Below are 13,084 nucleotides of genomic sequence, written 5' to 3' on the forward strand. Positions count from 1 at the left end.
AACTCACTGGACTTTATGGAACGCTTCACCGAAAACCTGATGTATGCATCGCGCTGGCTGCTGGCTCCGGTTTACATCGGTCTGTCGCTGGGTCTGCTGGCGCTGACCATTAAGTTTTTTCAGGAAATCCTGCATCTGCTGCCCAATATTCTCGATATTGCGGAAAACGATCTGATTCTGCTGCTGCTGTCGCTGGTGGACATGACGCTGGTAGGCGGCCTGCTGGTGATGGTGATGCTCTCCGGCTATGAAAACTTCGTTTCCCGGCTCGATATCGATGAGCATAAAGAGAAGCTGAGCTGGCTGGGTAAAATGGATTCAGGCTCGCTGAAGAACAAAGTGGCGGCCTCGATTGTGGCGATCTCCTCGATTCACCTGCTGCGGGTGTTTATGGAGGCGCGCAATGTCGATAACGATAAGCTGATGTGGTATGTGATTATTCACCTCACCTTCGTACTGTCGGCGTTCGTGATGGGCTATCTGGACGCGATGTCGCGCCAGGGCAAAAAAGATCACTGAGCCGCCGTCTGATACGCCGCATCGTTGCGAAAAGCCATGCCTCCGGGCATGGCTTTTTTGTTTTCTTGCCGGTCATTTTGAATTAAGGATTTGTAGCTCTTCGCTTCACGCCGCAGGTAGCGATGGTTTTTTGTTTATCGCGCAGGCGATGAGGCGCACAAAAAATGAACGCAAGAAATGTTTTCACACCGAATATTGATATCCTGATCCGCACTCACGGATTAGAGAGATATTCAGATGCCTGATTATACCTTGCAGGATTGCAATGTTACGGTGCCCGACGCTTTTCGCGACCGCACGATGAACCTTTTTACCCTCAGCCATACTGGCGCAAATGAATTTACCTTCGTGATATCACGGGCGGCAGCAAGCGCTGATGATACGCTGGAATCCGTATCATCCAGGCTTGCAGAAGAGCTGGATAACACGCTGGAAAAGGTCTCCCTTTTTCATGCCCGTTTGATAGATCTCGCTGGTAAGCAGGCACTGGAACTCTTTTACCGCTTCAGTTCAGGTCAAAGCGCTATTTTCCAGAAACAGCGGGTGGTGTTAATACATGATGGTAATACAGGGAAAAAGCTTCTCTGCTTTATTGGCACTTGTCCTAATGCCTTTGATGATTATTACAGCCGAATTTATGACAGCATAACGGACAGCGTTACTTTCTCAGGGGGATCCTCTCCGGAAACAGAAATTGAAAGACAAATTCCTGCTGACAGTCAGGAAATATTCTTCACGTTTGACCGCGACAGCCGTGAATTCTTTGTCTTTAAAGGTATATCTGAGCTGTATGCCAGCATTAATCTGACCCGTGCCAGGAACGGCGATTATCTGTTTTTTGACAGCAACGGCGCATCGCTGATGCTTGCGCCAGTTCTGCGCGGCGGCAGTGCTGGTCGCTATGCTTTATGGGAAATAGCAGGTAGTAAAAAAAGCGCGATCATATCCAGCTTACTGTTAGCCCAAAGCATTCGCGGTATCAGCGGTATAGAAACCCTATCGGCCCTGGAAGATTACATCAGCCAGCGGATGAATAGGGAATGAGTCGCTGCGCAGATCCCTTTTCTGCAGCGCGCGTCGACGACGGTATTGAACATACTGCCTCGAAAGGGTGGCTGGTTGTTGGGTTGATAGGCGGCGCTATTGCCGGAGCGGCCTTTACCCTGGCAACGGGCGGGGCTGGATCTGTAGTTGTCGCTGCCACTATTGCTGCAGCTGCTGGCGGCGGCGGACTGGGCGAGGTTCTCGGCAGTATGTCATGGGCGCCACCCCATCAAGCTGGCAGGCTAACAGCCGGGTCTCCTGATGTTTTTATCAATGGTAAACCAGCCATTATTGCCCATCTATCTACAGGTGAATGCGATGAGCATGGCCCCGGTTTACAACGGGTAGCAGAAGGATCAGCCCGGGTTTATATCAACGGGTTTCCGGCTGCACGCATTGGCGATCTGCTTATCTGTAGCGCCGCGATTAGCGGAGGCTCACCAAATGTGCGGATTGGCGGAGAAACAGTACAGACAGATCCGATTTCCCCGGCGATTCCTGAGTGGATTGATAATGTACTTTTGGGTGTCGGGTTAGCGGCAACGGCAGTACTGGCAGGTTCAGCTGTCGCGCTTCTGGGCCTGGCCGGAGGGATGGCGGGCGGCTATACCGGTGTACTCGTCGGTGGCAGATTATACGGCGACGGGAGTGACGGACAAAAATGGTCCGCTCTGGGAGCCTCATTCGCAGGAGGCATCACCGGGGTTAAAGGGGGGACTGCATTTAAAGCCTGGCGAAATATCACTAAGAGCCTAATAAATATAAAGGAAATAGAGCCAAAACTGGCTACCGAGCCGGATACGGCCTTTTTTTGGTCAGGACGAACAGATGGCATTGGCGGTGCCGACGTGGCTGAATCAATAGCTAAATCTCGAAATGGTGTAACTCTGGAATCCATAATAAAGGATAAGCATATCGATATACCGGAATGGGATTTCGATAATCCTCAAAGCATTAAGGCATGGGAAGATGTTTCGGCTTCTTATGCTAAACAGGTTTCTGGTGAAATAGGCGCAGTAGTTGGGCAATCATTACGTGAAGGCAACCTCTGGGAAAACGTTGAATTACCTCGATTAATAGGAAATGAAAACGTGACTAAAATTACAATAATCGATCCGGCAACGCACGCTGAAAAAATCATCTATCAACGGAGATATTGAAATGAAAATCACTGGAACCAACTCCTATGTCATGTTTGACATTGATGGGAAGAAAATTAAAGCGCAGGGTGAAAGGGTTGTGGGTGGGTTCATTGCAGAACAAAACACGATGAAAAAATTTGAGCCGCCCTATGAAAATGAACCGGTTACTGATGCCATCAGGCAAAAATATATTCAAGAAGCGGTTAGAAAAACCCAGGGTTCACATATGGTTATTACATTTTTCTGAATACAGGAAGTGGGCAGGCGTACCTGCTCCCATCGTAAGGTCCTGAGCCTTAATATCGACCGTATATACCGACTACCCGAAGAGACCCTGAGACAGGGCAAAGACCTGTCAATCTTGCTCCCGGCAGGATGTTCTCTGGCACAGTTTTTTCAGCGGCGGTTCTTGTTTATAAGCCTGCTGATGGCATCCTCCTGCTCGTGCGGTTTTCGCGTAGTCCGATCGTAGCTGCTCTGTGTGTTTAGCTCTGTTTCCTCAGCTCTATCCTCCGCCGACACTCTTATATCCATCTCACACGTTTTGCTTCGAATACCCTTAGCCACTCGGCCTGCTCTTATTTCCTGGTCATCCGCCACGCATTTCGCCGCAGGCGCTGTGGATATATGCCAGGCTTAATCCATTCAGTTAGAAATAATCACGGGAGTAATATGGATTTCCTTGGCTGGACCGCCACCAGTGGCGGCTTATTACTGGTTATGTCTCTGGCGTCGGGGTGGATACATCGCGGGCCGGTGACCTCTTTTGGTCTGTTTTTGCTGATCGGCATCCTGTTCGGCCCCTGGGCGCTCGATCTGATCAGGCTTGATGTGCTGACCCACCCCGATCTGGCGGCGCACATTACCGAAATCACCATCGCCGCCTCGCTGTTTATTACCGGGCTGAAGCTGCGCCTGCCGCTGAAGGCCGGCAGCTGGCGCATCGGCGGCCTGCTGGCGTTCCCGGCTATGCTGCTGACGGTACTGGGCATGATGGCGGTAGTGCATTGGATCACCGGTTTTTCCTGGCCGCTGTCGCTGGCGTTCGCGGCCATTGTCGCGCCGACCGATCCGGTGCTGGCGAGCCTGATCTCGGTTAACCATGCGGGCGACGACGACGCGATGCGCGTGGCGCTCTCCAGCGAGGCGGGAATGAACGACGGCTCGGCGCTGCCGCTGCTGCTGCTGGCGCTACTGCTGCTGCAGGGGCAGGAACCCGCCTCCGCCGGGCTGTTCGGCCACTGGCTGCTGAAAGATGTGCTGTGGGCAATCGGCATGGGATCGCTGATCGGCTACAGTTTTGGCCGCCTGATCGGCATTATGGCCACCCGGCTGCGCAGCGTGCATAACGATACGGCACCGAACGATTTTCTTGCGCTGGCGCTGATCGCCATCAGCTATGCGGCCGCGCAAACCATTGACGCTTCTGGGTTCCTTGCCGCCTTCGCCGCCGGCATTGGGCTGCGCCACGCTGAAGTCTACGTGGTGAAAACCTTCCCGCCGGAGCAGCTGCCGGAAGACAGCCGTATGGCGCCGGCGGAGCTGCTGGTTAACCCTAACCAGCGTCATCTGCAGGAAGAGTATGGCCCGGCGCATTCGGTCGGGCTGGTGGTCGGCGATGCGCTCTCATTCGGTGATACCGTGGAGCGCCTGCTGGCGGCGCTGATGGTTGTGGCGCTGGGCGTCACCCTGGCGCTGCACTGGAACCCTATTGGCCTGCTGCTGGCCGCGATCCTGTTTTTAGTGATCCGCCCGCTGGCGGTGTGGATCTCGACCATCGGCACCGGTACCCCGCTGCGGCGGCGCTGGCTGATCGGCTGGCTCGGTATTCGCGGCATCGGCAGTATCAACTATATCGCCTACGCCTGGGTACATGGCATGTCCGGGCCGCAAGCGGAGGCGATGGCTGATATGGCGCTAACGCTGGTGGCCGCCAGCGTGGTGATCCACGGCATTACCGTGACGCCGCTGCTAAGACGCCGACACGCCTGGCAGGTGGCACGCAGCAAAGCGGAAGAGGCACAGCGCCAGGAAGAGGAAGAGCAGGAAAACGCGCAGCAACGTTAATGCGTTGGGCGGCGGCGAGCGGGCTGCGCCGTCCGCCCGACGTCGTTTTTGTTCTCCCGCTCTGCATCCGTCCGACGATCACGCTTTTTTTCCTTTCTGCTAAACCTAAATAAGGCTGACGGCGATCACGTTTTTCGCGTTACTATGGTGCAGCGACGCTGTTCAGCGTCGGTCCCGATTGGCAGACCCCGACCCGATTATCGATCCGTTATTCCATAGCGGTCGGGTGGCCCTTTGCCTTATCGCTTTTCATGGTTTGTTTTTAACGTTTGAGAATGACGGGCATGAAGCATGATTAGTCGTCGGCGTTTTCTTCTGGGGGCCGGCGCCAGCTTATTTTCCATTAAGACCGGCAACCTGTTCGCACGCCAGAACGTGATCCCGCTCTGGCCGGAAACGCCGCCCGGCGGCGGCGGGCCGTCCGGGGCGCTGCATATCAATAAGTCCGGTTCCTGGTCCAATATCGTCTGCCCGTCTATCCAGCGTTTTCAGCCGGAGAAACCCAACGGCGAAGCGGTGCTGATCGCCGCGGGCGGCGGCTACTGCTGGATCGGTATGGGACGCGAAGCCTGGCCGGTGGCGCGCTGGCTGAACGGTTTCGGCTATACCACCTATGTGCTGAGCTATCGTCTGCCCGGCGAGAAATGGCATGCGGGGCCGCTGGCGGCGCTGCAGGATGCGCAGCGGGCAATCCGCATGGTGCGGGCGATGGAAGATCGCGTGCATGTGCTGGGCTTTTCCGCCGGCGCGCATCTGCTGGGCATGGCGGCCGCGCGGCCCGGCTACGCCAGCTATGCGCCGCAGGATGAGCTGGACGCCGTCGCGCCCTCGGTCGACAGCGTAGGGCTGATCTATCCGGTGATTACCCTGCAGGCGCCTTATAACCACACGGTCACCCACCGGATGCTGGCGGGCCGTCAGGCGACGCCGCAGCAGGAAGCGGCATGGTCGATTGAGAACTACGTGACGCCCGCCTATCCGCCGACCTTTCTGGCGCAGGCGGAGGACGATCGCATCTCGCCGCCGCAGAACACGCTGATAATGCGCGAGGCGTGTCGCCGCAAGGGCGTGCCGGTGGAGCTGGTGCAGATCAGCCGCGGCGGCCACGGTTTTGGCCTGGGACAGGCGGGCACGCCCGCCGCCATCTGGGATCAGGCCTATGCGCTCTGGCTGCAGTCGCGCCGTCGTCGGCGCGTGCCGATGCGCACCGAGGCGATTTAAGCAGGGGAGAAGCGGACAGCGGCGCGGCCAGGTGCGGCCGCAGCGCGCCAGGCAGGTGGGGCCAGCCTGCCACCGTTGCGATAACAGCTGGCCCACTCGGTGACGGCGCATTCAGACCGGAACGGCCCACACGCCGCAATGCATTACTGACGGGTGAAGTCGATCACCATGCGGCCGCGAATTTTACCGTTTTCCATCTCATGGAAGATCTCGTTAATCTCTTCAATGGCGCGACGCTGTACGCGCGGCACCACCTTGCCCTCGGCCGCGAACTGGAACGCCTCGGTTAAATCTTCGCGGGTGCCGACCAGCGAGCCGACCACTTCAATGCCATCCAGCACCAGACGCGGAATGTTCAGGCTCATCGACTCCGGCGGCAGGCCGACGGCGACAACGCGGCCGCCGGCGCGCATGGCGTCGATGGCGGAATTAAACGCGGCTTTGGCCACCGCGGTGACCACCGCCGCATGAACGCCGCCGACCCGCTCCTGAATGATTTTCGCCGCGTCCTCATTACGCGAGTTAATCACCATATCCGCACCCATTTCGCTGGCAAAGGCGAGCTGATCGTCGTTGATATCCACGGCGATAACCTTGGCGTTAAAGACATTTTTCGCATACTGCAGCGCCAGGTTGCCGAGGCCGCCCAGCCCGTAAATGGCGATCCACTTGCCGGGGCGAATGCCGGAAACCTTCACCGCTTTATAGGTGGTGACGCCCGCGCAGGTCACGCTGCTCGCCGCTGCCGGGTCGAGGCCTTCCGGCACTTTCACCGCATAGTCGGCGACCACGATGCACTCCTCCGCCATGCCGCCATCGACGCTGTAGCCGGCGTTTTTGGCGTTGCGGCACAGCGTTTCGTTGCCGCTGTTGCAATATTCGCAGTGACCGCATCCTTCATAAAACCAGGCGACGCTGGCGCGATCGCCCGGCTTCAGCGAGGTGACGCCCGGCCCGATCTCCTCCACTACGCCAATCCCTTCATGGCCGAGAATAATCCCGGTGGTGTCGCCGAAATCGCCGTTCTTAACGTGCAGGTCGGTATGACAGACGCCGCAGCACTCCATTTTCAGGCGCGCTTCGCCATACTTCAGCGCGCGCAGCGTTTTTTCCACAACTTCAACGCGATGATCCTTGGTGACAACAGCTGCTTTCATATCAGGTCTCTCCATTGGTGAGATAAGGACATATCCTTCGTGCGTGTACGGGCTAAGCGGAGGCGCGCGGCCGAACGGCGCGTTTCGCCACTCCCTTATGCTAATCATTAAGAGTTATGCGTAACGCGGCGATTGTCCAGATTGTGACAACGATCACCTGTGTACTACGCTTAACAGATGCCTGCCAGCGCAGCGCGGGAAGCCGTTCCGGCCGCGCCTGCCGTTTACGCTTTTGCGCGCCGCCGTTCAGAGAAAGGAAAACATCGCTTGTGAAAAACATGACCTACCGCTCTCCCGCCCGCGAAAAAGGCTATGCCGGGCTGGGCGACTACGCCGCGATCGGTGAAGGCCGTTCTGTCGCGCTGATCGCGCCCGACGGCGCCATCGACTGGTGGTGCGCGCCGAATCTTGATTCGCCGCCGCTGTTCGATCGCATTCTCGACGCCGGCAGCGGCGGCTATTTCCAGCTGGCGCCAACCGCGCCGTGGCGGATGCAGCGCTACTATCGTGAAAACAGCAACGTGCTGGAGACGCGCTATCAAACCGAAAGCGGCGAGGTGCTGGTAACGGAATCGCTGAACAGCACGCTGGCGGGGCGGCTACCCTGGAACGAACTGGCGCGCCGCGTGGAGGGCATCAGCGGCGAAGTAGAGATGCAGGTGATTTTTCAGCCCGGCACGCGCGCGGAAACCTGCTCGCCCTGGCATAACGAAGTGAACGGCCATCCGTTGTGGCACGTCGGCGAACTGATGGCGATGCTGCGTCTGACCGACGATGTGCGCATCGATACGTGCGACGATGTGCAGTTGACCGCCACCTTTACCACGTCGCCGACATCGCGCTCGCTGGTGGCGCTGGTGACCACCGAGCGCGAACCGCTGGCAATCCCGGCGCCGGAAAAGATCGATGAGCGCATCGAAACCAGCCACACCGCCTGGCGCGACTGGGCCGACGGGCTACAAGATCATGGCCGCTACGACAGCCACGTCAGGCGTTCGGCGCTGGCGCTGAAATTTCTCTGGTATTCGCCGACCGGCGCGCTGGCGGCGGCGGCCACTTCCTCGCTGCCGGAAAAGCTCGGTAACGATAAAAATTACGATTACCGCTACGCCTGGATCCGCGACGCCTGCCTGATTATCAAAGCGTTTGTTTATCTGGGATCGCTGGAAGATTGCAAAGCGGCTTTCTCCTGGCTGTCGAACACCATTCGCCGCCACGACGGCGGTCTGCGCGCCTGCTACACGCTGGAGGGCGGGCAGGTGCCGGAAGAGTGGTATCCGCCGCTGGAAGGGTATCAGGGCACGCAGCCGGTGCGGGTCGGCAACAACGCCCGCGACCAGGTGCAGCTCAGCATGTATGGCGATATGCTGGCGACCGCCCGACTGTTTATCCGCGCGGGCCACGTGTTGGATCTCTCCACTTCGCGCCTGCTCGGCAAGCTGGCGAACCACTGCGCCGACAGCTGGCGGCAGAAAGATTCCGGTATCTGGGAACTGCCTGAAGAGCAGCACTATACCCACTCGAAAATGGCCTGCTGGCTGGCGCTTGACCAGGCAGTCAGGCTGGCGCAGGACAGCCATATCGAACCGACCTGGGTAGGGCGCTGGGAGCGCGAGCGCGACCGCATCCGCGACTGGATCGAGACGCACTGCTGGTCGGAACAGCGCCAGGCCTATACGTTTTACGCCGGCAGCGAACGGCTGGACGCGGCGGTGGCGCTGACGCACTACTACGGCAGCAAAGTGAACCCGCAGCGGATGCTGTCGACGCTGGCGCAAGTTCGCGAGGAGCTGGGGGGCGGCGGCGTGATGCTTTATCGCTATTCCGACGTGGAAAAAGAGGAGGCCACCTTTGTTGCCTGCTCTTTCTGGATGGTGGAGGCGCTGGCGGAACTGGGCGAGCGCGACGCGGCGCAAAGCGCGATGGATGAGATCCTTGAGCAGCTTTGTCAGCGCGGCAACGTGGAGATCTTCAATGAGATGTTCGACACCGGCACCCGGAGCTGGCTGGGCAATATGCCGCAGGGGCTGAGCCACCTGTCGCTGGTCTGTGCCGCCAACGCGCTGAAGAATGCGAATCCGGGGCACCGCGTGTGACTGCCGGTCGCTTGCGCGGCCGCCAGGGCGCAACCGCTTAGCATCTAAGGGCAGCGATAGCTGTAAAAACAGCCCCGGCGCCCATGGTGCGCGCCGCTTAATAGACAAGGCCAGCGATAGCTGTAAAAACGGCGGGCAGGCACAGTGATAGCTGGAAAACGGCCTTTGCGCGCCGTGCAGCTTCAGTTATAGATCAGCTCAAAAGTCGCCATGCTGTTGGCCTCGCCTGCGATGACGCTCTCCGCCGTCTGCACATACTGCGCCGTGAAGTTGATGTTCTCTACCCGACCTGCGTCGTCCGCCGTTATCGTTTTCAGCAGCGGCAGGTTGTTGCTGGCATCGTTAATCTTCAGCAGGGTGTCGGAAGTCGCCGCCGACCCGCGGTTATCGCCGTAGCGCAGCTGGATGCCGACGCCACGGGCGGCGCTGCTCCCCTGGGTTAAGGCTAAGGTATCGGGCATCGCGGCATCAGCGACGCCGGAAAAAGCGATACGGAGGGTGGCCGGTCCCGTACACTGCACCGGCACGAAGAAGGGTTGCTGATCGCCCGCAGGCTGGCCTGTGCCGTGGAACGCCGTGCGCTTCACGCTGCCCATGTTAACCTTGATCCTCGGGGTCGTGACCTGACAGCTGCTTCTTTGGCCCACCTCGATATTCATCGCCCCCAGGCTGAGCATCGCCTTTTCAGGCGTCCCGGCGTCGGGCCGCTGTTCAATATAGAGGCTGCCGATATCAGGCTGCGCATTCATCGCGGCATGATTGCCATCAACCAGGCTCACCTCGGCGGTTTTGTAGAAAATCACGTAGATCTTTATCGCCGGCCGCTCTTCGCTCAGCAGCGTGGGCATCTGCTTGCTGTCGCACACCGTCACCGATTCGCTGCCCGCCGGGGCGTCGGCGCCGTCGATATAGCGAATAGCGCCGCTGCCGCACTGCAGGCCGAGCGAATAGCCGATCCCGGTAACGCTGCTGGCGAACACGTGACGGCCGTTGATAATCGTTTCAGACGCCCCGCTCTGCTGATAGACCACGCGCTTCCACGTTGCCGCGGGCGGCTGGCGATCGCAGGTAAAGTGGAACGCATCGCCGTTATTCGGCATCGGGTCGGTCATCTGCATACCCTGCGGCAGGGTCGGCGAGTAGGTGATATTGGGCAGGTTTATTATTATCTGCCCAATGGTTGGGCGGCACGTTTCCGCCCAGCCGGAATGGGTCCAGAAGCCCGCCGTCAGCGTCAGCAAAAAGCAGAGCGCGCGCCGTAATTTATCCATGAAAACCTCTTATAAGCACAGGCCGCTGAGCGTTTTTACCGCCGCCTGCTGCTGAGTGATGGGAAGCCGGAAATGCATAACGCACTTCCGCGTGACGCCGCCGGCCTGCCAGCGCGCTTCGATGACGCCCTGGTCAGGCATACCGCTGAGATAGACCTGCCCGCCATCGGCGACCATGCCGCTGGGGGGCGCCTCCTCTTCGCCTGCGCTGATAAGCCGCGCGCTGGCGCCAAACGGCAGCGGGCCATCTCTCTCTTTCAGGGTAAACAGCACCCGGTTGCCGATATGGGTGCGGTAATTCGCCTGCACGATGGCGCCGCCGCCGGGGATAAGCGTCTGCGCTTCCAGCTCGACATCGGTATCGTCGCGCAGGGTTTCGGTATCGAGGGCAAGGTAATTTTTGCGATAAGGGGTCAGCGTCGGTACCACCGCGTAGCCGCGCCAGTCCGTGTGGACATTGCTGCCGTTCTGAATCGCCACCTGCGCCGCGCCGGGCGCGCGGACGATGGCGAAGGTGTCGTTGGTAGGCTGGCCGAGCGTAACGCCGTGCGCATGCGCCACCACCGAGCCTGAGGCTCCCCAGGTTATCTGACGGCTCCGGCTATCGTGGCGGTAGCCGAGCTGTGCGGCGCCGTATCCGCCACGGTAATCGAGCGATACGCCGCCGTTGCGGCCCTGTCCCTGGTTATCGTAGCCCTGCTGCACGCTGTAATAGAGGTTGCGCTTATCCGGCAGCGCGCCGTAGAGCGAGACCTGCTGCGAGCTATAGCCATGGCTGGCGGACAGGGTGTTATAGCTGAGGGTGTGATCCGGCAGCCAGCGGTTCAGCGGCAGTGACATATTGAAGGCGATCGAGCGATCCTGTCGGTGGCGATCCGACGAACCGGTCAGGTAGTAGCCCACGCCCCAGGCGATGCCGCGCCAGCCGCTGTAGAAGCCGAGATGCACCGTCTCGTCGTGCCCTTTGGCGCGCCAGTACTGCTGGGCGTAAAACGAGGCGGAGAGGCTGCCGATACTGCCGAGCGACTGGCTGATGGCGATCTCCTTGCGGCTGCGCCGGTTATTTACCCGCTCGCTCCCGTCTGCCAGCCGGTTTGCTTCGCTGAATTCATAGTAGCCGCTGGAGGAGTAGCGATAGCTGGCGAGGCTCAGGGCGGTGCCGGTCAAATCCACCTCTTTCTGATACTGCACGCGCAGCGAATGGCCGGTATAGCGGCGGCGCGGCGGCGCATCGGTGACCGCCAGCGTGCCGTCGACGCCCAGCGATCCCAGCTCGCCGAAGCCGTGCCCGACGCCGAGCGCGTAAGCGCGGTAGTTTTCCGCCAGCTGCGCGCCGCCGGAGAGGGTAAAAGCCCGGGGCAGGCCATAAGAGAGCGTCGCCTGCATAAACGGCGGCGTGCGCGTCTGCCCGACGCCGGAACGGTAGCGGCCGGCGCTGACGCTAAATTTAAGGCGTCCCTCGCGCAGCATAAAGGGAACGGCGGAGTAGGGCTGGGTAAAGGTCTGCACGGCGCCGCTGCTCTCGGTGACCCTGACCTCCAGATCGCCGCTCTGCGCGGTGGGATTGAGATCCTTTATCGCGAAGGCGCCCGGCGGAACGTAGGTTTCATAGATGACGTAGCCGTGCTGCGATACGGTCACTTTGGCGTTGCTGTGCGCCATGCCGCGGATCACCGGCGCGAAGCCGCGCATGCTGTCCGGCAGCATCTCATCCTGCGAGGCGAGCTGCAGGCCGCGGAACTGCACGCTGGCGAACATCTCGCCGGAGGTGTAAACGTCGCCGATGCGCAGCTGACTTTTCAGCGCTTTGATATCGCGCTGCAGCCAGCTGCTTTGCGACCGCCAGCGGCGGGTTTGGTCGAGGGTCAGCGAGGCGATATTGCGCAGCCGCCAGGCGCCGAGGTTCACGCCGCTGCGCAGGTTGAGGTAATTGGCGGTGATCTCGCTTTGCGCCTGGCGGGTTTGCGAACCGGTCAGGCTGTAGTTCACAAACGCAGCGGATACGCCGTCGTCCCAGCGTGCCGGATCGACATAGTCGCGGGCGCGATTATTCATCGCCGCCTGCGGAATGCTCAGGTAGAGCCGCTGTCCGGTAAAATCGAACTGGCTGCCGGCATCGGGAATATAGCGGCTAAGCCGGGTGAGGGTATCGTCGTCGCGCAGCTTGCTCAGCGCGGAAAAGGCGCTGACGTTAACCCCCCAGGCTTTCAGCTGCGCCACGTTCAGCACCGGCTTCAGCCTGCCGTTATCCCCGACGAAAGTGAGCTTGTGCTGGCCCATATCCTGGTGGTTCAACAGCACCGTCACCCGATAGTCGCCCGGCTGCTGGCCGCCGGCGTTGGCAAAATAGTGCAGGTCGGCGGTTTTCTGCCGCGGATCGGCAAACTCCAGCGCCGCCGGATCGAAATAGTCTTCGCCGCGTGCCGGGCGACAGTGGCACAGCAGCAAAAGCGCCGTGGGAACGGCGGCCAGCAGCGCGGCGCTGCCCGCCGGGGCTGGCGGCAGCAGACGAGGGCGCGGTGTTGCGGATAAAGGTATCTTTGCCATGCGATTGCCGGAAAGGTAGA

General features: G+C 59.7%; 10 protein-coding genes. 7 read left to right on the top strand and 3 right to left on the bottom strand.

All coding sequences use genetic code 11. The features are described 5' to 3' along the window. The first annotated feature begins 15 nt into the window (after window positions 1-15). The 6 genes from C2E15_RS01180 to C2E15_RS01205 all read left to right on the top strand — a co-directional run bounded on the left by C2E15_RS01180 (window position 16) and on the right by C2E15_RS01205 (window position 5,993). Complete coding sequence (locus C2E15_RS01180; protein ID WP_104955784.1) at window positions 16-519, top strand: TIGR00645 family protein; 504 nt, start codon at window positions 16-18, stop codon at window positions 517-519. A 237-nt stretch (window positions 520-756) separates the two neighbouring features. Further along, entirely contained in the window at window positions 757-1,563 is an 807-nt protein-coding gene (locus C2E15_RS01185; RefSeq protein ID WP_104955785.1) for a DcrB-related protein, read from the top strand. After that, entirely contained in the window at window positions 1,560-2,723 is a 1,164-nt protein-coding gene (locus C2E15_RS01190) for a PAAR domain-containing protein (protein WP_104955786.1), read from the top strand. Before C2E15_RS01185 ends, C2E15_RS01190 begins: the two co-directional genes overlap by 4 nt. Window position 2,724: 1 nt before the next feature. Continuing rightward, complete coding sequence (locus C2E15_RS01195; protein ID WP_104955787.1) at window positions 2,725-2,952, top strand: Imm74 family immunity protein; 228 nt, start codon at window positions 2,725-2,727, stop codon at window positions 2,950-2,952. 425 nt (window positions 2,953-3,377) lie between these two features. Continuing rightward, complete coding sequence (locus C2E15_RS01200; RefSeq protein WP_104955788.1) at window positions 3,378-4,772, top strand: cation:proton antiporter; 1,395 nt, start codon at window positions 3,378-3,380, stop codon at window positions 4,770-4,772. Between the two features lie 291 nt (window positions 4,773-5,063). After that, window positions 5,064-5,993, top strand: coding sequence for an alpha/beta hydrolase (locus C2E15_RS01205; RefSeq protein WP_104955789.1), 930 nt, complete (start codon window positions 5,064-5,066; stop codon window positions 5,991-5,993). A 143-nt stretch (window positions 5,994-6,136) separates the two neighbouring features. Here the strand turns inward: C2E15_RS01205 and adhP are convergent, their stop codons facing one another. Beyond that, the gene (adhP, locus tag C2E15_RS01210) at window positions 6,137-7,150 is read right to left on the bottom strand and encodes an alcohol dehydrogenase AdhP (protein WP_104955790.1); all 1,014 of its coding nucleotides are present in this window, start codon (window positions 7,148-7,150) and stop codon (window positions 6,137-6,139) included. Between the two features lie 269 nt (window positions 7,151-7,419). Here adhP and C2E15_RS01215 point away from each other — a divergent pair, with 269 nt between their 5' ends. Then, a complete protein-coding gene (locus C2E15_RS01215; protein ID WP_104955791.1) occupies window positions 7,420-9,246 on the top strand; it encodes a glycoside hydrolase family 15 protein in 1,827 nt (608 codons plus the stop codon). A 182-nt stretch (window positions 9,247-9,428) separates the two neighbouring features. Here C2E15_RS01215 and C2E15_RS01220 read toward each other — a convergent pair whose 3' ends face one another. Then, a complete protein-coding gene (locus C2E15_RS01220) occupies window positions 9,429-10,517 on the bottom strand; it encodes a fimbrial protein (protein ID WP_104955792.1) in 1,089 nt (362 codons plus the stop codon). Between the two features lie 9 nt (window positions 10,518-10,526). Next, window positions 10,527-13,064, bottom strand: a complete 2,538-nt coding sequence (locus tag C2E15_RS01225; RefSeq protein WP_104955793.1) for a fimbria/pilus outer membrane usher protein — start codon at window positions 13,062-13,064, stop codon at window positions 10,527-10,529. Window positions 13,065-13,084: the final 20 nt, after the last annotated feature.

Origin of the sequence: Mixta gaviniae (assembly GCF_002953195.1) — a bacterium.
In the GTDB taxonomy this organism is placed as follows: domain Bacteria; phylum Pseudomonadota; class Gammaproteobacteria; order Enterobacterales; family Enterobacteriaceae; genus Mixta; species Mixta gaviniae.

Coding starts and splice junctions, on each gene's coding strand:
- C2E15_RS01195 (WP_104955787.1), top strand. CDS start 2,725: ATGAAAATCACTGGAACCAACTCCTATGTCATGTTTGACATTGATGGG.
- C2E15_RS01205 (WP_104955789.1), top strand. CDS start 5,064: ATGATTAGTCGTCGGCGTTTTCTTCTGGGGGCCGGCGCCAGCTTATTT.
- C2E15_RS01220 (WP_104955792.1), bottom strand. CDS start 10,517: ATGGATAAATTACGGCGCGCGCTCTGCTTTTTGCTGACGCTGACGGCG.
- C2E15_RS01190 (WP_104955786.1), top strand. CDS start 1,560: ATGAGTCGCTGCGCAGATCCCTTTTCTGCAGCGCGCGTCGACGACGGT.
- C2E15_RS01225 (WP_104955793.1), bottom strand. CDS start 13,064: ATGGCAAAGATACCTTTATCCGCAACACCGCGCCCTCGTCTGCTGCCG.
- adhP (WP_104955790.1), bottom strand. CDS start 7,150: ATGAAAGCAGCTGTTGTCACCAAGGATCATCGCGTTGAAGTTGTGGAA.
- C2E15_RS01180 (WP_104955784.1), top strand. CDS start 16: ATGGAACGCTTCACCGAAAACCTGATGTATGCATCGCGCTGGCTGCTG.
- C2E15_RS01185 (WP_104955785.1), top strand. CDS start 757: ATGCCTGATTATACCTTGCAGGATTGCAATGTTACGGTGCCCGACGCT.
- C2E15_RS01200 (WP_104955788.1), top strand. CDS start 3,378: ATGGATTTCCTTGGCTGGACCGCCACCAGTGGCGGCTTATTACTGGTT.